This is a genomic window from Polynucleobacter cosmopolitanus (assembly GCF_002224225.1).
GTDB lineage: Bacteria > Pseudomonadota > Gammaproteobacteria > Burkholderiales > Burkholderiaceae > Polynucleobacter > Polynucleobacter cosmopolitanus.
In genome coordinates, this window is sequence record NZ_NJGG01000001.1 from 100,882 (window position 1) to 119,130 (window position 18,249).

The window sequence follows — 18,249 nt, forward strand, 5'->3', positions numbered from 1 at the left end:
GAATGCCCTTGAGTAAATAGTGGAATAGTTTCTCGCCACCTGCTACAATCTCTTTTTTTCGCAATTCAAGGAGTGTGTCATGGCAAAAGTATGCCAAGTCACCGGGAAAAAGCCGATGGTCGGCAATAATGTTTCCCATGCAAACAATAAGACAAAGCGTCGTTTTTTGCCTAATCTGCAAAATCGTCGTTTTTGGGTTGAATCTGAAAACCGTTGGGTAAGCTTACGCATTACCAACGCCGGTCTTCGCATGATCGATAAAGTAGGCATCGACGCTGTATTGGTTGATTTGCGTACTCGCGGTGAAATCTAAGGAGCGGCAAAATGGCTAAAGGTGGACGCGAGAAAATCAAATTAGAATCGACTGCAGGTACTGGTCACTTCTACACAACGACTAAGAACAAACGTACCATGCCTGAGAAGATGGAAATCATGAAGTTTGATCCTAAAGCTCGCAAGCATGTGTCTTACAAAGAAACAAAGATCAAATAAATCTTGGTTTAATCAAATCAACTAGATTTACTTGATCAAATAAAAAACCCGCTCTAGAGCGGGTTTTTTGTTGTCTACTTTTTGTTATCTATTGCTGAATACTAACTAGCCATCTTTCAAACCATCAGGTGGCTATTTAAAGCCACCTGTTCAGCTTTAAACGGTGTATCTGCGTAAGCGCAAGGAGAACTCTTGCAAGCCCGCCATGCCACTTGTTTCAGCTTTATGACACCATTGCTGCAACTGAGCGATCAATTGCTCTTTGGTGACGTGTGAACGCTGCCATAGGCTGGCTAATTCACGGCGCATCTCAACCATTAACTTCACTGACTTATTCGTTGCCATGAGATTCTCAAGGCTTGCAAGCTCAGCTTCTGTTAACTTGGCTTCATCTTTGTACAACCAAAGACGCTGATCACCAAACTGAGCGGCCAGTTCTTTCATGTGGGCAACTTCAGCATCAAATGTTTGACGCAAAGTTTTTGAATAACGCGCCATCACTTCATATCGGTTAGCGATCACTGCTTGCAAAGTTTTTTCTGATGCCTGCTCAAGCTCAGCCAATACTGGCTTAGGTGGCAACTTTTTAACTTTAGCTAAACCAGCCATTTCTAATGCACGGATATAAACCCAACCAATATCAAACTCGTACCATTTGTTAGAAAGCTTCGCGCTGGTTGCGTAGGTGTGATGATTGTTATGCAACTCTTCACCACCAATCAAAATGCCCCAAGGAATTAAATTAGTTGACGCGTCTTCACAATCGTAATTGCGATAGCCCCAGTAGTGGCCCATGCCATTGATGATGCCAGCCGCAGTGATTGGGATCCACAACATTTGAACAGCCCAAACAGTGGCACCAAGTGCTCCAAAAAGAATCACATCAATGATCAACATCAAGGCAACACCTTGCCATTGATATTTTGAATAAAGATTTTTTTCCATCCAGTCATCAGGAGTACCGTGACCAAACTTTTCAATCGTTTCTTTGTTCTTCGCTTCGGCACGATACAACTCCGCGCCTCTGGATAAAACAGTATTGATACCCAAAACTTGAGGACTGTGAGGATCATCAATGCTTTCGCACTTAGCGTGGTGCTTGCGATGAATAGCCGCCCACTCTTTGGTCACCATACCAGTGGTCAACCACAACCAAAAACGGAAGAAATGAGACGGGATGGCGTGTAACTCTAAGGCGCGATGAGCCTGACAACGATGCAAAAAGATTGTCACGCTGGCAATGGTGATGTGAGTCAACAACAGTGTGATCAACAAAATCTGCCACCAAGACCAATTCAGGTAGCCATTTGCAATCCAATTCAACACAAAATCTCTAGTTTGTTCTAACCAAGCCATGCGGCCATCCTCTCAATATGCTTAAGAGTGGTATTTTATCAAGCTTTCAATATATTCACACAGCAAACTTAAAACAGATTTAATCTAAATCATGTTTTTTAGCTAATAAATCGAATTAGTTAGTGAAATTTAGCTACTTTTAGTTAAGTTGCGGCTTTTCGTACCAAAATGGCGCCAAAAAACGCGTCTGTGCCATGAATATGAGGAAATAACTGCCAGTAAGAGCTGTTTTTGCTTGTTCCAATCGGCAAATCACCCATCATTGGAAAGCTGTCTCTTAAGACTTCTTTAGGATCTTTTAGCTCAAATTGAGGGTTGTTGGCCAAAAAGGCCTCAACAACACCTTGATTTTCTTGATAAATCAAGCTGCAGGTCGCATAGACTAAGCGACCGCCTGGCTTTAACAATCTGGCCGCTGAAGTGAGGATAGATAGCTGCTTTTGCGTCAATTCAGCGACGCTTTGCGGGGACTGACGCCATTTAAGATCAGGATTACGGCGCAAAGTACCCAGGCCACTGCAAGGGGCATCCACCAAGACCCTGTCAATCTTGCCAGCCAAACGTTTCACCTTGGCATCATTCTCATTGTCGATCCACACTGGATGAACGTTGGACAGGCCACTCTTGGCTAAACGAGGCTTCAAGTTAGCGAGGCGCTTCTCAGAAACATCAAAAGCGTACAAACGGCCACTGGATTTCATCATGGCGCCTAAAGACAGGGTCTTGCCGCCTGCTCCAGCACAAAAATCCACCACCATCTCGCCACGCTTAGGCTCTAAAAGCATGGCCAGCAATTGACTGCCTTCGTCCTGGACTTCAGCAAAGCCATTTTTAAAAAATTCTTGGGTCTGAAGAGCGGGCTTGCCTTTCAATCGAACGCCATTTGGAGCGTAAGGGGTTGGTTCTGCCGCATAACGGCCGCCAAGGTCGTTTAAAACGCCTAGAAGGTCTTCTCTTTGAGTTTTGATGGTGTTCACGCGCAAATCTAAAGAAGCTGCCTTGAGCATCGCCTCAGCCAATGGCAAACACTCATCTTTAGGAACAGATGATCCCAGGGCATTCCAGATCCACTCGGGCAAATTGACTCGAGTTAAAGGAGCCAGGGTATTTCTTTCGATGGTGCCAAAACGTTGCAACCAATCAATTTCATTGGGGTGCACCACAAATGCCAAGTCAGCCAAGGCGCTTTCTGCACGATTGCCCGAGCCCAAACCACTTTCAATCATCGTGACCAACAATGACAAGAGCGCCAAACGTCTGGCCAAGGGGCCCGCGCCACTCTCAGCAAATTGTGAAATTTCAGTTTTTCTGCGCAAGAATGCAAATGAGGCTTCAGCAATCAATGCCCGGTCTCTATTGCCTAAGCGAGGGTTGGAGCGAAAGTATCTACTCACCACCATATCAGCTGGGTGAGCAAATTTCATCAACTCAGTGATAACGATTCCGAGATGCTCAACGTGTTGCGGGAGTGCTTTTGCCCTTGCTGCAATGGCTTTTTGATCAGTGGTCATTAATTATTTATCCGTAGAGGTGAGCATTTGAAGCTCTGGAGGGCTCACTAAAACTCGATTGTCGCTAATAGTTAAGCGATTATCAATGAACCAGCGCACAGCGCGGGGATAAATAACATGCTCTTGCTTTAAAACTCGCTGAGCTAAAAGGTCTGGGGTGTCACCCGCAAGCACTGGAACACTTGCCTGAATCACCATGGGACCATGGTCTAAGGCCTCTGTCACAAAGTGAACTGTGGCTCCATGCTCTTTCACACCAGCCTCTAATGCCTGCTCATGGGTGTGCAATCCAGGGAACAAAGGCAGCAAAGAGGGATGGATATTTAACAGCCGACCTTCGTAGTGCTTCACAAAACCACCCGTCAAAATCCGCATAAATCCAGCCAAAACCACTAAATCTGGGGAATATGAGTCAATTAACTTGATTAATTCAGCATCAAAACTGGCTCGGTCCTTAAATTGGGCGTGATCCAATACCGCCGCCTCAATACCCTGAGACCTAGCAAAATCAAGGCCTCCAGCATTGGGACGGTTAGAAATAACGGCTGCAATTTTGGCCGGCCAAGCCTCTTTTTGAGCTGCATGAACAATGGCTTCCATGTTGGAGCCGCGACCAGAAATAAGAATAACAATTGAAGTCATGCCCGCCAATATAATTCATACCTTAACGTGAAGGTAATTAGAGGCATCCCTCCCGCAACTGATTGGACCCCCTGCGCCCTGACCATCGGCAATTTTGATGGCGTGCATCGGGGGCATCAGGCCTTGCTAAAAAAATTAGTGGCCAAGGCCAAAGCCCTTCAAGTGCAATCATGTGTGATGACCTTTGAGCCTCACCCAATCGAATACTTTGCACCTGAAAAAGCCCCCGCAAGAATTTTGGGTTTAAGAGACAAATTAGAAGCTTTGGCAGAAATCGGTATTGATCAAGTATTGGTGATTCACTTCAATCAAGCATTTGCCAACTTGAGCCCCGAAGCCTTCGTTAAAGACATCCTGGTTGATGGCTTAAAAGTGAAATCAATTTTGATTGGTGATGACTTTCATTACGGTGCGAAGCGCGCTGGTAATTTTTCTGATTTACAAATCGCGGGTCAACAATTTGGTTTCTCAGTGGAGCGCATGGAAACCTTGGTTGAAGATCAAGAAAGAATTTCAAGCTCTGCCATCAGGCTGGCACTTCAAAATGGGCAGATGGATCGAGCCCAACAATTACTCGGTCGCCCCTACATGTTGAGTGGCCACGTTTTGCATGGCCAAAAGCTGGGTAGAACACTTGGTTTTCCAACCTTGAACTTGGCTGTTGCCAATAGACTCCACAAAAGAAAGCCAGCGGCACAAGGTATTTTTATCGCACAAGTGCACGGCTTAAGCGACAATCCACTACCTGCTGTTGCAAGCCTTGGGCAAAGGCCCACGGTGGATGATTCAGGAAGATATTTGTTAGAAGTTCACATCTTTAATTTTGATAAAAATGTTTATGGAAAATTACTGCGTGTTGAGCTTGTCAAAAAATTAAGAAATGAAGAAAAGTACAACGATTTAGAAACACTCAAAAACGCCATCAATAACGATGCACTAGCAGCAAAAAATTACTTTGAAATAAATGACCATGTCTGATAAAAAAAATTCTTACCCCGTCAACTTACTCGACACGACATTTCCGATGCGTGGCGATTTGCCTAAACGCGAACCGATTTGGGTAAAAGAATGGCAAGAGAAAAAAATCTATCAAAAAATACGTGAAGCCAAAGCCGGTAAGAAAACATTTATTTTGCATGACGGCCCTCCGTATGCGAACGGCGACATTCACATCGGACATGCTGTTAATAAAATTCTGAAGGACATGATTGTCAAAGCCAAAGGCTTTGCTGGTTATGACGCCAGATACGTTCCTGGTTGGGATTGCCACGGCATGCCAATTGAAATTCAAATTGAAAAGCAATTTGGTAAACATTTACCTACTGCAGAGGTTCAAGAGAAAGCCAGGGCCTATGCAAAAGTTCAAATCGCAAAACAAAAACAAGACTTTGAGCGTTTAGGCGTTCTTGGTGATTGGCAAAACCCATACCTCACGATGGACTTCAAAAATGAAGCCGATGAAATTCGTGCTCTTGGAAAAATCCTTGAAGACGGTTATGTTTATCGCGGCTTAAAGCCAGTGAACTGGTGCTTTGATTGCGGCTCTGCTTTGGCTGAAGCTGAAGTTGAGTATCAAGACAAAGAGGATCTGGCAGTGGATGTTGGCTTTGCATTCCCCAAAGATCAATTACCAGCAATCGCCAAAGCGTTTTCATTGAATCAACTGCCAAAATCAGAGGGCATGGCCGTGATCTGGACCACCACGCCTTGGACCATCCCATCCAACCAAGCGCTGAATGTGCACCCTGAGATTGAGTATGCTTTGGTGAACACAGCAAGAGGTTTGTTGATTCTTGCCAAAGATCGCACCGAAGCTTGTTTAAAAGAATATGAGCTTGAAGGACAAGTGATTGCCACTTGCAAAGGTCAAGCACTGGCAGGCCTAGAGTTTCACCACCCATTGAGCAAAGCACATGAAGGCTTTGATCGTCGCTCACCGATTTACTTGGCCGAATACGTGACGATCGATAGCGGCACTGGCATGGTTCATTGCGCACCCGCTTATGGCGAGGAAGACTTTAAATCTTGCAAAACACATGGTTTGAAAGATCAAGATATTTTGAACCCAGTGATGGGTGACGGTGTTTATGCATCTTGGCTACCTTTGTTTGCAGGACTCACCATTTGGAAAGCCAACCCACAAATTGTTGAAGCACTTCAACAGGCGGGTTCACTTCTAAAGTCAGCAAAACTCAAGCATTTCTACATGCACTGCTGGAGACACAAAACACCTGTTGTGTACCGAGCAACTGCACAATGGTTTGCCAGCATGGATAAAAAAGTTGCCTCAGGTAAGAGTCTGAGAGAAACAGCTTTGGAGGGTATTGAAACCACTGAGTTTTACCCAGCATGGGGCAAACAGCGCTTGCGTAACATGATTGCTAATCGTCCAGATTGGACACTCTCAAGACAGCGTCAATGGGGTGTGCCAATGGCCTTCCTCATTCACAAAGAAAGTGGTGAACTTCATCCGCGCACACCTGAACTATTAGAAATCATTGCTAAGCGTGTTGAAAAAGAAGGTATTGAAGCTTGGCAATCGATTGACATCAAAGAGCTCATCGGTGATGAAGCTGCGATGTATGAAAAGAACAAAGACACTTTGGATGTCTGGTTCGATTCAGGCACCACTCACTGGCACGTGATCCGTGGCTCTCATGCTGCCACATTGGCAGATGCATCCAGGAACAATCCCAATGAGCGTTGGGCTGACTTGTATCTTGAAGGATCAGATCAACACCGTGGCTGGTTCCACTCATCTCTTCTCACAGGCTCGATGCTTGATGGCAAACCACCCTATAAAGCACTATTGACTCACGGCTTCACGGTCGATGGTCAAGGTAGAAAAATGAGTAAGTCCGTGGGCAACGTGATTGCCCCGCAAGAAGTTGCTGACAAAATGGGCGCTGAGATCATTCGTTTGTGGGTAGCTTCTACAGACTATTCAGGTGAAATGACCATTTCTGATGAAATCTTGAAGCGCGTGGTTGAAAGCTATCGCCGCATTCGCAACACATTGAGATTTTTATTGGCCAACCTTTCAGATTTTGATATTGACCAACACCGCATGGATCCAAAGGATTGGTTAGAGCTTGATCGCTACGCACTAGCAGTGACTGAAGAAATGCAAAAAGAATTAACGGCTCACTACGATCGTTATGAATTCCATCCAGCAGTATCTAGATTAATGACCTTCTGCTCAGAAGACATGGGCGGCTTCTACCTAGACATCATCAAAGATCGTTTGTACACATTGACCGCCAATGCTCCAGCTCGTCGCTCTGCTCAAAACGCGCTGTTCCACATCACACAATCATTCTTGCGTTTGAGTGCGCCATTCTTATCATTCACAGCTGAAGAAGTTTGGGGTATTTTTGCTCACAAGACCAAGAGCAAAGACACGATCTTTACTGAAGAGTTTTACCAGCTACCATCAATCAATGATGCCAGCGCTCTGATCGCTAAATGGGATCGCATTCGTGTGATGCGTTCAGACATCACCAAAGCGATTGAATTTGAGCGTGAGGCTGGCAACGTTGGTTCTTCATTGCAAGCTGAACTTCAGATTGAAGCACCTGCCAGTGATGCAGCGCTCTTGAAGTCACTTGGCGACGACTTAAAGTTCATCACCATCACTTCAAGCGTGAACGTGACCGAAAATGCTTCTCTTGAAGAAATCAAAGTAACGGTTAAATCATCAAGCCATCAAAAATGTGGTCGATGCTGGCATTACAGAGAGGATGTTGGGCATGACGCTGAGCACCCTACTTTGTGCGGCCGCTGCACCAGCAACTTATTTGGCGACGGTGAAAAGCGTCACATCGCCTAAAAGTATCCAAGGAGAATTATTTGGCTCGCTCTATCAAATCATCTGGCAACCAACAAAGCTTCTTACTTTGGATGGGAACGGCCGCACTTATTTTGATCCTTGATCAATTGACCAAGGTCATCGCTAAAGGCAATTTGATTGAAGGCATCTCCCAACCAGTGACCAGCTTTCTCAATTGGACCTTGGTTTACAACCCTGGCGCAGCATTTTCATTTTTAGCGCAAGCGGGTGGTTGGCAACGTTGGTTTTTCACTGGCCTTGGCCTGATCGCTGCAGTTGTGATGATTTGGTTGATCAGAAAAAATACCAGTCAAACTCTTTTTTGCCTGGCCATGAGCTTGGTTTTAAGTGGTGCCATCGGCAATGTGATCGATCGCATCTTGTATGGTGCCGTTGTTGATTTTGTTGATCTTCATTACGCTGGCTGGCACTGGCCTGCTTTCAATATTGCAGATAGCGCGATCACCATTGGTGTGATTCTGTTAATCTTAGATGAAATCAAGCGCGTCAACAAATAACTCAAGGTCAATAGCTCATGCAATCACTTCAAGGCAAACATATCCTTCTGACCATGTCAGGTGGTATTGCCGCATTTAAAGTGGCTGAGTTAGCACGCTCTCTCATACAAGAAGGCGCCACAGTGCAAGTCATCATGAGTGAAGCCGCGACCAAATTCATGACGCCGGTGACCATGCAAGCACTCACTGGCAATCACGTCTTCACAGATCAATGGGATGCGCGTATTTCTAACAACATGGCACACATCGAGCTTTCTAGAAAAGCAGATGTCATTGTGGCTGTTCCTGCCAGCGCAGACTTATTGGCAAAGATTTCACATGGTTTAGCGAACGATCTTGTCAGCGCCACTTGTTTGGCCAAAGAGTGCCCTTTGATTGTGGTGCCTGCGATGAACAAGCAAATGTGGGAAAACGCTGCCACCCAAAGAAATATGCAACAACTGCAAGCAGACGGCATCACTGTGCTGGGTCCTACCAGTGGCACCCAAGCGTGTGGTGAAAACGGCATGGGTCGGATGCTTGAAGCTGCCGAGATCTTGGAAGGCATCATCGCTTTTTTTCAAAAAAAAGTATTGGCCGGTAAAAAAGTATTGATCACTGCCGGCCCAACATACGAGGCCATTGATCCTGTTAGAGGCATCACCAATCGAAGCTCTGGCAAGATGGGCTTTGCATTAGCCAAAGCCGCTGTGGAGGCTGGCGCTGAAGTTCAATTGATTGCAGGTCCTTGTCATTTGACAACACCACTTGAATACACCGGAAAAATCAAACGCACCGATGTGATCAGCGCAAAAGATATGCATGCCGCCGTGATGAATCATCTTGATTGCGATGTTTTCTTTGCAGTTGCTGCTGTTGCAGATTGGTCAGTGAAGAATGCATCTGCACAGAAAATTAAAAAATCTGACCAATCTAATCCAGCGTTGGAATTTGAATTAAATCCTGACATTTTGGCTGAAGCTGCCAAGAAAGCATCAGGCAAGAAGCCCTACTGCATTGGATTTGCCGCAGAAACCAATGATTTAGAAAAGCACGCACAAGAAAAGCGCATCAAGAAAAATATACCAATGCTTTTAGGTAATCTTGGTCCAGACACTTTTGGACTTGATGACAACCAATTATTGATTGTTGAAGAAAAAGGCATGACTAAAACCAATAAGCTCAGCAAAATTGCTTTGTCTCGCGAAATCATCCAACTCGTTTCCACAAAAATTTAACCCAATAAGATATGAAAAAACTACAAGTCAAAATTCTTGATGAACGCATGAGAAACAATCTGCCGCAATACGCTACGAGCGGCAGTGCTGGCCTAGACTTAAGAGCATGCTTAGACGAAGCGATTGTCATCGAGCCGGGTCAAACAGTGTTGGTACCAACCGGTTTATCTATTTTCTTGGATGATCCTGGCTACGCTGCTTTGATCTTGCCTAGATCTGGCTTAGGTCACAAGCACGGCATCGTATTGGGCAATCTTGTGGGTTTGATTGACTCAGACTACCAGGGGCAATTGATGGTCAGCACTTGGAATCGCGGTCAAACCGCTTTCAAGCTTGAGCCAATGGAGCGGCTGGCACAGTTAGTGATTGTTCCAGTGGCACAGGTTGAATGGGCTGAAGTCACAGAATTCAGCGCCAGCGACAGAGGCGCAGGCGGATTTGGAAGTACTGGCAGAGCTTAATCAAGAATATTAATTAAGCCCTGCTTTTTCCTTAAATTTCTTGAACCTCACGACCTGCTGAAGCCTTTTTAACGGCAGGTCTAACAGGCGCATCAAAATCAAGAATGATCTTCTCATCGGCATCTACGTCTACAACCACATGACCGCCATGAACCAACTTACCAAATAGCAATTCATCAGCAAGGGCCTTGCGCACCAAGTCTTGAATCAGTCTTTGCATTGGTCTTGCACCCATCAATGGGTCAAAGCCATGCTTGGCCAAATAAGCTCTGAGATTTTCAGTGAAACTTGCGTCCACTTTCTTCTCATGTAACTGCTCTTCAAGTTGCATCAAGAACTTATCAACCACACGCAAGATGATGCTTTCATCCAAAGCCTTGAAGCTCACGATGGCATCTAAACGATTGCGGAATTCTGGCGTGAAGGTGCGTTTAATGTCACCCATTTCATCGCCGGCTTGACGCACAGTCGTGAATCCAATGGTGGACTTCTGCATCGCTTCTGCACCAGCATTGGTGGTCATGATGATGATGACATTTCTGAAGTCTGCTTTACGGCCATTGTTATCAGTCAATGTGCCATGGTCCATCACTTGCAACAGAATATTGAAAATATCTGGGTGAGCTTTTTCAATCTCATCAAGCAATAAGACGCAGTGAGGCTTCTTATTCACCGCCTCAGTCAATAAACCACCCTGATCAAAGCCAACATATCCTGGAGGGGCACCAATCATCCGACTCACCGCATGACGCTCCATGTACTCAGACATGTCAAAACGAATCAGCTCAATGCCCATGATGAAGGCCAATTGCTTGGCTACCTCAGTCTTACCAACACCGGTTGGGCCAGAGAACAAGAAAGAACCGATTGGTTTGTCATCTTTACCCAAGCCAGCTCTCGACATTTTGATGGCTGATGCCAATGCTTCGATGGCAGGCTCTTGACCAAACACAACGCTCTTCAAGTCACGATCCAGAGTTTGCAACTTACTGCGATCGTCCACAGACACTGACTGCGGTGGAATGCGTGCAATCTTTGCCACGATGTCTTCAACTTCTTGGCGACCAATCGTTTTCTTCTGTTTTGATTTTGGTAAAATGCGTTGCGCAGCACCCGCCTCATCGATCACATCGATCGCCTTGTCAGGCAGGTGTCTGTCATTGATATAACGTGCAGACAACTCTGCAGCAGCTGTCAAAGCTGCCTGAGCATATTTAACGCCATGATGCTCTTCGAACTTTGACTTAAGACCGCGCAAAATTTGTACTGTTTGATCAACAGATGGCTCTAAAACATCGACCTTTTGGAAACGTCTTGAAAGCGCCGCATCTTTTTCGAAAATACCGCGGTATTCATTAAAGGTGGTTGCGCCAATACATTTCATTTGCCCACTAGACAAAGCTGGCTTCAATAGATTGCTGGCATCCAACGTGCCACCTGATGCTGCACCAGCGCCAATCAGTGTATGAATTTCATCGATGAACAAAATGGCATCTGGATTGTCTTTCAGGTTCTTTAAAACACCTTTCAGACGTTGCTCAAAGTCACCGCGGTACTTTGTACCAGCTAGCAAAGCGCCCATGTCCAATGAATACACCGTGGCCTTGGCCAAAACCTCTGGCACATCGTTCTGCGTGATTCTCCAAGCCAAGCCTTCAGCAATGGCTGTTTTACCCACACCAGCCTCACCCACCAACAAAGGGTTGTTTTTTCTGCGACGACATAAAACCTGAATCACTCTTTCAACTTCGCCTTCGCGACCGATCAATGGATCGATGCGTCCTTGCTTAGCCAACACGTTCAGATTTTGGGTGTACTGCTCAAGCGGGCTGTCTTTGCCAGCCCCACCAGCATCTTCACCCTCAGTACTAGGTTCACTCGCTTTTGGAGCGTCTACTTGGTCTTTCCTAATGCCATGACTGATGTAGTTAACGATATCAAGGCGCGTCACCCCTTGCTGCTGCAGATAGTAAACAGCGTGAGAATCTTTTTCACCAAAAATAGCTACCAACACGTTGGCGCCTGTCACTTCTTTTTTACCATTAGACGTTGACTGCACGTGCATGATGGCGCGCTGAATCACTCTTTGGAAGCCCAAAGTTGGCTGAGTGTCCACATCATCTGATCCAGGCACGATTGGTGTGTTGTCATTTATGAAGTTTTTTAGATTACTTTTCAGGTCATCAATGTTGACCGCGCAAGCTTTCAATACATCCGCCGCTGTGGCGTTGTCGAGCAAGCCACACAGTAAATGTTCAACCGTTATGAATTCATGTCTTGACGCTCTAGCGTCCACAAATGCCATATGTAAGGTAACTTCTAACTCTTGAGCAATCATGCTTCCTCCATAGTGCACTGCAATGGGTGCCCAGACTCTCGGGCTCTATCTACAACTTGTTGAACTTTGGTTAAAGCGACATCTTTAGTATATACACCACAAACCCCTTTTCCTTCTAGGTGTACTTGTAACATGATGCGAGTGGCGCGTTCTTGATCGTGATGAAAATACTCTTGAATCACCATCACCACAAATTCCATGGGCGTGAAATCATCATTCAATAAAACAACGCGGTACATCTTAGGTGGTTGAACACGCTCAGATTGGCGATCCATCACCGTGGTGTGATCCTCCTGAAAAGCAGGTAAATCTATCGGGTTGGCTGTTTTAGGTTTTCGACTCATATGCCCTATTCTAAACATAAGTTTGAAATTGGGTGGAAGCCCTATTTTTGGTATTTTTTATGAATATAAATTCATATTAAAACCAGTCAGTTATTGAAGATTTAATGGAAGTTTTATTTTGATGAATCTCATTAAAGTATGATGAATGCAATAAATAAATTTTTCAGGATTTTCTTCGCAATGCTGCAAAAAATCATCGTATCCTTTTTTTCGTTCTTGATTCTTGGCTCCTCAGCCAATGCCCAACAAGGCCCCGCGATTGACTTGTATGCGGGTCTGTACAAAATACATGCGGAAGTAGCAAAAACAGAAAAAGCTCGTCAATTAGGCCTCATGCACCGCACCTATATGCCTGCAGATGACGGCATGCTGTTTATTTTTGAGCAAAGCGCCACACATTGCTTTTGGATGAGAAACACAAAAATTCCTTTGGCCATCGCTTTCATTGCAGATGACGGGAAGATTGTGAATATTCTAGAAATGAAAGCAATGACTGAAGATAATCATTGCCCAACAAAACCCGTTCGCTTTGCTTTAGAAATGAACCAAGGCTGGTTCAGCAAGAAAGGGGTTCTTCCTGGGCACACCATCACTGGTCTGCCCAGGAATTAATCGGTTAATTAGTTATTAACCGAAGTGACAAACGTAATGAACTGGCTGTTCAGCGCGGATCACAAAATAACCGCCCGCTTCAACTGCCCATGATTGACCAGCAGCAAACGCTTGCTCTGCGGCACCGTTGATGCTCACATGAGCTGTGCCATCAACCACTTCCATCACTTCTTTGGTTGTTAAGTCAAAGCGCAATGTACTTGGCAAAATCACGCCAACAGACTTGCGCTCGCCACTTGGCAATGTCACTGTGTGAGAAACACATTTACCGTCAAAAAAAACGTTGGCTTTTTTATTAACTGTTACTTGATCGAATTGCATCTCTTACCCTTTAATCTTGTTAGCTATTAAGAACCACGCTTGCGACGTGCATTGGCAGCAATGCGCATGCGCAAGGCATTTAATTTGATGAATCCACCTGCATCGGCTTGGTTGTAAGCACCACCATCATCGTCAAACGTAGCAATGTTTTGATCGAACAATGTGTTGACAGAATCACGTGCAACCACGGTGGCAGAACCTTTGTACAACTTCACTCGCACAAAACCACTCACGCTTTGTTGAGTGTGATCAATCAATGTCTGAATCGCCACACGCTCTGGCGCCCACCAATATCCGTTGTAAATCATGCTGGCATAACGCGGCATCAAATCATCTTTCAAATGAGCCACTTCGCGATCCAAAGTGATGCTCTCGATACCTCTATGAGCCTTCAATAGAATCGTGCCGCCAGGAGTTTCGTAGCAACCACGGCTCTTCATACCAACATAGCGGTTTTCAACAAGGTCTAAACGTCCAATGCCATGCTTGCCGCCGATTTTGTTAAGTTCTGCGAGCATTTCATGGGCCTTGTAACGCTTACCGTTAATGGCCACTGCATCACCACGCTCAAATTCTATATCGAGGTACTCAGGGGCATCAGGAGCCTGCTCTGGTGACACTGTCCAACGCCACATAGATTCTTCAGCTTCAGCCTTAGGATCTTCAAGATGACGGCCCTCGTAACTGATGTGCAATAAGTTGGCATCCATAGAATAGGGTGCGCCACCTTGCTTGTGTTTCATTTCAACTGGAATGCCATGTTGCTCGGCATAGGCCAATAATTTTTCGCGCGACAACAAATCCCATTCGCGCCATGGAGCAATCACTTTGATGGATGGCTCTAATGAATAGTAGCCAAGCTCAAAACGAACTTGATCATTGCCCTTGCCTGTAGCGCCATGCGATACAGAATCAGCACCGGTTTGACGTGCAATTTCAATTTGACGCTTGGCAATCAAAGGGCGGGCAATGGATGTGCCCAATAAATACTCGCCTTCATAAATGGTGTTAGCGCGGAACATTGGAAAAACAAAATCTCTAACAAATTCTTCACGCAAATCATCAATGAAAATATTTTCAGGCTTGATACCAAACTTAAGTGCCTTTGCTCTTGCTGGCTCAAGCTCTTCGCCCTGACCCAAGTCAGCCGTAAAAGTCACGATTTCACATTGGTATGTGTCTTGCAACCATTTCAAAATAACGCTGGTATCTAAGCCACCAGAATAAGCTAGAACAACTTTTTTAATATCTGACATATCTATCTAATTAATTAAAGTTTAAGTAAAAATTACAACTTGCCGCAAAGTAAAAATTCCATCAACGCTTTTTGTACATGCAGGCGATTTTCAGCCTCATCCCAAACAACGCTCTGAGGACCATCAATCACTGAGGCAGAAACTTCTTCGCCCCTGTGGGCAGGCAAACAATGCATGAACAATGCGCCTGAGTTGGCGACGGTCATCAAATCATCATTGACCATCCAACCCTTGAAAGCTTTCAAGCGAATTTGATTTTCAGCTTCATAACCCATGCTGGTCCAAACATCGGTGGTCACCAAATCAGCGCCACGACAAGCATCAATAGGGTTTTCAAAAATCGTTAAATGTTTTTTAGCATTTGGGCTCAACATCTTTTGATCTAGCTGATAGGTTGAAGGAGCAGAAAAGTGCACCTTGAAGTCCAAAATCTCAGCCGCTTGTATCCATGTGTAAGCCATGTTGTTGGCGTCACCCACCCAGGCAACGGTTTTACCCTTGATGCTGTCACGGTGCTCCACATACGTGAAGATGTCAGCCAATACTTGGCAAGGGTGGTATTCATTGGTCAAACCATTGATCACTGGCACACGTGAATGAGCGGCAAACCGCTCAATGATGTCTTGACCAAATGTTCTAATCATGATGATGTCAGTCATGCGTGAGATCACTTGAGCTGCATCCTCAACCGGCTCACCACGACCCAACTGGGTGTCTTTGGTATTCAAAAACACAGCATGGCCACCCAACTGATGGATGCCTGCTTCAAAAGATAATCTGGTGCGCGTGGAGTTTTTTTCAAAAATCATGGCCAAGGTTCGGTCATGAAGTGGGTGCCAGGTTTCGTATCTTTTAAATTTAGCCTTTAAAAAAGCTGATCTTTCTAAAAGATAAGCGTACTCATCCGCACTGAAATCAGTGAACTGTAAATAATGTCTAACAGCAAGATTTGACGCCATAAATTTCAAATACCTGATTAACTCAATAATTGATTCACGATAGTTCTAGACTGCTAAAATAGTCGGGTTTCCCCCAACTAATTATTCATTTATACCGCATACACATCGTGACGACCAAACAATTCTTCATCCAAGGTCTCACGCAGGATGGCAAGCCATTTCGACCCAGTGATTGGGCTGAAAGACTTTGCGGTGTCATGGCTCAATTTCGACCAGAAAATGATCCAGGCGACCCTCGCTTCACATATTCACCTTTTGTTAAACCCGTGATCATTGCAGGCACAAAGTGTGTGGTTGTCGATGAACGCCTAAGGGATATCGAGCCAAAAGCCATGGATTTCGTGAAAAACTTTGCCAAAGATAACAATCTTCCGATTGTTGAGGCCTGCGAAATCCCAATAAAATCAAACAACTAGAAACAAAAAACCCGCTCCGGATAAGGGAACGGGCTTTTTTAAAACTGACCTGAATTAGGCAGTCATGCCCTTAACAGCCGCAGATAAGCGTGATTTTGTACGCGCAGCAGTGTTTTTATGCACTACTTTTTTGTCTGCAATCTTGTCGATAGTTGCCTGTGCAGCTTGGAAAACCTTGGCTGCAGCAGCTTTATCACCAGCATCTACGGCTTTGCGAACAGACTTGATAGCTGTGCGAAGACGTGAACGCAAGCTGGTGTTGTGTTCATTTTGAGAAACTGCCTGGCGGGCACGTTTACGAGCTTGGGCGGTATTTGCCATGTTTATAACCTTTAGGGGTATTGCCAAAAGAAAAAGATTATAACTTATCCTGAGGAAGGCTACCACCCCCGCTAGAAATCTGTAAAACTACGCCTGTGAACTTATTATCTGCCGCCGCCAAAATCAGCAGCTTTACCATGCTCTCCCGCATCACGGGATTGCTCCGAGAAACCCTGATAGCCCGAACCTACGGGGCTTCAGAGTGGACTGACGCCTTCAACGTGGCCTTCCGAATCCCCAATTTATTGAGGCGTTTATTCGCTGAAGGGGCGTTTTCTCAGGCATTTGTGCCAGTTTTAAGCGAAACCAACACCAAAGAGGGCCAGGAAGGCACCTCATTGATGGTCAGTGCGATTGCCACCCTATTATTTTGGGCATTGGTAGCCACAGTTCTTTTAGGCGTGATTGGCGCCCCATGGATCATCTTCTTGGTGGCCTCAGGCTTGCGTGAGACCGGAGCTCATGAAGCCAGTTTGACGTTGACTCGGATCATGTTCCCCTACATTGGTCTCATTTCAATGGTGTCATTGTCTGCTGGCATCTTAAATACTTATAAGAAATTTGCTGTTCCAGCGTTTACTCCAGTTTTATTGAATTTATCCATGATCTTTTCATCATGGTTACTCTCACCCCACTTTGAAACACCCATCTACGCTTTAGGTGTTGGTGTGATCCTAGGGGGTATCACTCAATTAGCGATTCAGATACCTGCACTTAAAAAAATCGGCATGCTCCCTAGCATTGGATTGAGCTTTAGCAAAATTCAAAGTGCCTGGGATCACCCTGGAGCAAAAAAAGTATTGCGCTTGATGTTGCCAGCACTGTTTGGTGTTTCAGTGGCTCAACTCTCACTCATCATCAATACCAATATTGCTTCACACCTTGCCGTAGGAAGTGTGTCTTGGCTTTCATACGCTGATCGCTTGATGGAGTTCCCAACCGCCTTGCTGGGCGTTGCAATTGGTACAGTCTTATTACCAAGTCTCTCAAAAGCCAATGCTCTTGAAGACAAAACACAAATGACTCAGTTAGTTGACTGGGGCCTGAAGTTAACGTTTGTCTTGGCAGCGCCTGCCGCTTTGGCATTATTCATATTCGGTCAACCACTGGCTGCGGTCTTGTATCACTATGGTCAGTTCACGGCAGTCGATGTGACCATGACTCAGCATGCATTGGCTGCGTATGGTGTTGGTTTGATTGGTTTGATTATGATAAAAATTCTGGCACCAGCCTATTACTCAAGACAAGACATCAAAACACCTGTGAAAATTGCCATCACGGTATTGGTGTTAACTCAACTGGCCAATATTGTTTTGGTCCCATGGCTCAATCATGCAGGCCTGGCTCTCTCAATTGGCTTAGGAGCCTGCTTGAATGCCTACTTGTTGTGGCGCGGTCTTCATAAACAAGGTTTGCTGGCAAAAAATGCCGGGTGGCTTAAATTTTTATTCAAGTTGAGCATTGCCTTGGTAGCGATCGGCGTTGTTTTTTACTACGGCGCCCTTCAGCACGACTGGTTAGAATTGAAAAATACGCCATTCATCAGAATTGCTTGGCTAGGTTTATGGTTGGCACTGGCCGGCGGCGTTTATTTGGGTACTCTATGGCTAACAGGTTTCAGGGTTAAAGATTTTTTATACAAAGCAACATAAAACA

General features: G+C 45.2%; 19 protein-coding genes. 10 read left to right on the forward strand and 9 right to left on the reverse strand.

All coding sequences use genetic code 11. From position 1 onward, the window contains the following. The first annotated feature begins 79 nt into the window (after nt 1-79). Both rpmB and rpmG read left to right on the forward strand, forming a co-directional pair. On the forward strand, nt 80-313 hold the full coding sequence (gene rpmB / locus AOC33_RS00525) for a 50S ribosomal protein L28 (protein ID WP_089514656.1): 234 nt from the start codon (nt 80-82) through the stop codon (nt 311-313). Between the two features lie 11 nt (nt 314-324). Then, a complete protein-coding gene (rpmG, locus tag AOC33_RS00530; protein WP_089514657.1) occupies nt 325-492 on the forward strand; it encodes a 50S ribosomal protein L33 in 168 nt (55 codons plus the stop codon). A 156-nt stretch (nt 493-648) separates the two neighbouring features. Here the strand turns inward: rpmG and AOC33_RS00535 are convergent, their stop codons facing one another. The 3 genes from AOC33_RS00535 to purN form a co-directional block, all read right to left on the reverse strand. Next, the gene (locus tag AOC33_RS00535; RefSeq protein ID WP_089514658.1) at nt 649-1,848 is read right to left on the reverse strand and encodes a DesA family fatty acid desaturase; all 1,200 of its coding nucleotides are present in this window, start codon (nt 1,846-1,848) and stop codon (nt 649-651) included. A 143-nt stretch (nt 1,849-1,991) separates the two neighbouring features. After that, nucleotides 1,992-3,359 (reverse strand): RsmB/NOP family class I SAM-dependent RNA methyltransferase, encoded by a 1,368-nt coding sequence (locus AOC33_RS00540; RefSeq protein ID WP_089514659.1) that lies wholly within the window; start codon nt 3,357-3,359, stop codon nt 1,992-1,994. A 3-nt stretch (nt 3,360-3,362) separates the two neighbouring features. After that, complete coding sequence (gene purN / locus AOC33_RS00545) at nt 3,363-4,001, reverse strand: phosphoribosylglycinamide formyltransferase (RefSeq protein ID WP_089514660.1); 639 nt, start codon at nt 3,999-4,001, stop codon at nt 3,363-3,365. A 27-nt stretch (nt 4,002-4,028) separates the two neighbouring features. Here purN and AOC33_RS00550 point away from each other — a divergent pair, with 27 nt between their 5' ends. From AOC33_RS00550 to dut, 5 genes are read left to right on the forward strand one after another with little or no spacing between them, the layout of a single operon-like run. After that, nucleotides 4,029-4,979, forward strand: a complete 951-nt coding sequence (locus AOC33_RS00550) for a bifunctional riboflavin kinase/FAD synthetase (protein ID WP_089514661.1) — start codon at nt 4,029-4,031, stop codon at nt 4,977-4,979. Then, nucleotides 4,972-7,830, forward strand: a complete 2,859-nt coding sequence (gene ileS, locus AOC33_RS00555; RefSeq protein ID WP_089514662.1) for an isoleucine--tRNA ligase — start codon at nt 4,972-4,974, stop codon at nt 7,828-7,830. The genes AOC33_RS00550 and ileS overlap by 8 nt, the downstream gene beginning before the upstream one ends. A 20-nt stretch (nt 7,831-7,850) precedes the next feature. Next, on the forward strand, nt 7,851-8,348 hold the full coding sequence (gene lspA / locus AOC33_RS00560; protein ID WP_089514663.1) for a signal peptidase II: 498 nt from the start codon (nt 7,851-7,853) through the stop codon (nt 8,346-8,348). 17 nt (nt 8,349-8,365) lie between these two features. Next, complete coding sequence (coaBC, locus tag AOC33_RS00565) at nt 8,366-9,565, forward strand: bifunctional phosphopantothenoylcysteine decarboxylase/phosphopantothenate--cysteine ligase CoaBC (protein ID WP_089514664.1); 1,200 nt, start codon at nt 8,366-8,368, stop codon at nt 9,563-9,565. A gap of 11 nt (nt 9,566-9,576) precedes the next feature. Further along, a complete protein-coding gene (gene dut, locus AOC33_RS00570; protein ID WP_089514665.1) occupies nt 9,577-10,026 on the forward strand; it encodes a dUTP diphosphatase in 450 nt (149 codons plus the stop codon). Nucleotides 10,027-10,057: 31 nt separating this feature from the next. Here dut and clpA read toward each other — a convergent pair whose 3' ends face one another. After that, on the reverse strand, nt 10,058-12,364 hold the full coding sequence (gene clpA, locus AOC33_RS00575; RefSeq protein ID WP_089514666.1) for an ATP-dependent Clp protease ATP-binding subunit ClpA: 2,307 nt from the start codon (nt 12,362-12,364) through the stop codon (nt 10,058-10,060). Then, nucleotides 12,361-12,639, reverse strand: coding sequence for an ATP-dependent Clp protease adapter ClpS (gene clpS / locus AOC33_RS00580; RefSeq protein WP_245835599.1), 279 nt, complete (start codon nt 12,637-12,639; stop codon nt 12,361-12,363). Before clpS ends, clpA begins: the two co-directional genes overlap by 4 nt. Before the next feature lie 249 nt (nt 12,640-12,888). Here clpS and AOC33_RS00585 point away from each other — a divergent pair, with 249 nt between their 5' ends. Beyond that, entirely contained in the window at nt 12,889-13,320 is a 432-nt protein-coding gene (locus tag AOC33_RS00585) for a DUF192 domain-containing protein (RefSeq protein WP_089514668.1), read from the forward strand. Between the two features lie 15 nt (nt 13,321-13,335). On the opposite strand, the gene ppnP is transcribed toward AOC33_RS00585, so the two are convergent. Genes ppnP through argF form a run of 3 tightly spaced genes read right to left on the reverse strand, consistent with a single transcriptional unit; the run spans nt 13,336 to nt 15,856 of the window. Beyond that, a complete protein-coding gene (gene ppnP / locus AOC33_RS00590) occupies nt 13,336-13,641 on the reverse strand; it encodes a pyrimidine/purine nucleoside phosphorylase (protein ID WP_089514669.1) in 306 nt (101 codons plus the stop codon). A 26-nt stretch (nt 13,642-13,667) separates the two neighbouring features. Then, entirely contained in the window at nt 13,668-14,897 is a 1,230-nt protein-coding gene (locus tag AOC33_RS00595) for an argininosuccinate synthase (RefSeq protein ID WP_089514670.1), read from the reverse strand. A 32-nt stretch (nt 14,898-14,929) separates the two neighbouring features. Beyond that, nucleotides 14,930-15,856, reverse strand: coding sequence for an ornithine carbamoyltransferase (gene argF, locus AOC33_RS00600; protein ID WP_089514671.1), 927 nt, complete (start codon nt 15,854-15,856; stop codon nt 14,930-14,932). Nucleotides 15,857-15,963: 107 nt separating this feature from the next. On the opposite strand from argF, the gene AOC33_RS00605 reads away from it, so the two are divergent. Continuing rightward, nucleotides 15,964-16,272 (forward strand): DUF3579 domain-containing protein, encoded by a 309-nt coding sequence (locus tag AOC33_RS00605; RefSeq protein WP_089514672.1) that lies wholly within the window; start codon nt 15,964-15,966, stop codon nt 16,270-16,272. Nucleotides 16,273-16,326: 54 nt separating this feature from the next. Here the strand turns inward: AOC33_RS00605 and rpsT are convergent, their stop codons facing one another. Then, complete coding sequence (gene rpsT, locus AOC33_RS00610) at nt 16,327-16,593, reverse strand: 30S ribosomal protein S20 (protein WP_089514673.1); 267 nt, start codon at nt 16,591-16,593, stop codon at nt 16,327-16,329. A gap of 95 nt (nt 16,594-16,688) precedes the next feature. Between rpsT and murJ the strand changes: the two genes are divergently transcribed. After that, nucleotides 16,689-18,245: a murein biosynthesis integral membrane protein MurJ gene (gene murJ / locus AOC33_RS00615; RefSeq protein ID WP_089514674.1), complete on the forward strand. Its 1,557-nt coding sequence runs from the start codon at nt 16,689-16,691 to the stop codon at nt 18,243-18,245. Nucleotides 18,246-18,249: the final 4 nt, after the last annotated feature.

Coding starts and splice junctions, on each gene's coding strand:
- AOC33_RS00585 (WP_089514668.1), top strand. CDS start 12,889: ATGCTGCAAAAAATCATCGTATCCTTTTTTTCGTTCTTGATTCTTGGC.
- rpmG (WP_089514657.1), top strand. CDS start 325: ATGGCTAAAGGTGGACGCGAGAAAATCAAATTAGAATCGACTGCAGGT.
- ppnP (WP_089514669.1), bottom strand. CDS start 13,641: ATGCAATTCGATCAAGTAACAGTTAATAAAAAAGCCAACGTTTTTTTT.
- rpmB (WP_089514656.1), top strand. CDS start 80: ATGGCAAAAGTATGCCAAGTCACCGGGAAAAAGCCGATGGTCGGCAAT.
- AOC33_RS00535 (WP_089514658.1), bottom strand. CDS start 1,848: ATGGCTTGGTTAGAACAAACTAGAGATTTTGTGTTGAATTGGATTGCA.
- AOC33_RS00540 (WP_089514659.1), bottom strand. CDS start 3,359: ATGACCACTGATCAAAAAGCCATTGCAGCAAGGGCAAAAGCACTCCCG.
- rpsT (WP_089514673.1), bottom strand. CDS start 16,593: ATGGCAAATACCGCCCAAGCTCGTAAACGTGCCCGCCAGGCAGTTTCT.
- clpA (WP_089514666.1), bottom strand. CDS start 12,364: ATGATTGCTCAAGAGTTAGAAGTTACCTTACATATGGCATTTGTGGAC.
- purN (WP_089514660.1), bottom strand. CDS start 4,001: ATGACTTCAATTGTTATTCTTATTTCTGGTCGCGGCTCCAACATGGAA.
- coaBC (WP_089514664.1), top strand. CDS start 8,366: ATGCAATCACTTCAAGGCAAACATATCCTTCTGACCATGTCAGGTGGT.
- ileS (WP_089514662.1), top strand. CDS start 4,972: ATGTCTGATAAAAAAAATTCTTACCCCGTCAACTTACTCGACACGACA.
- argF (WP_089514671.1), bottom strand. CDS start 15,856: ATGGCGTCAAATCTTGCTGTTAGACATTATTTACAGTTCACTGATTTC.
- AOC33_RS00595 (WP_089514670.1), bottom strand. CDS start 14,897: ATGTCAGATATTAAAAAAGTTGTTCTAGCTTATTCTGGTGGCTTAGAT.
- clpS (WP_245835599.1), bottom strand. CDS start 12,639: ATGGATCGCCAATCTGAGCGTGTTCAACCACCTAAGATGTACCGCGTT.
- dut (WP_089514665.1), top strand. CDS start 9,577: ATGAAAAAACTACAAGTCAAAATTCTTGATGAACGCATGAGAAACAAT.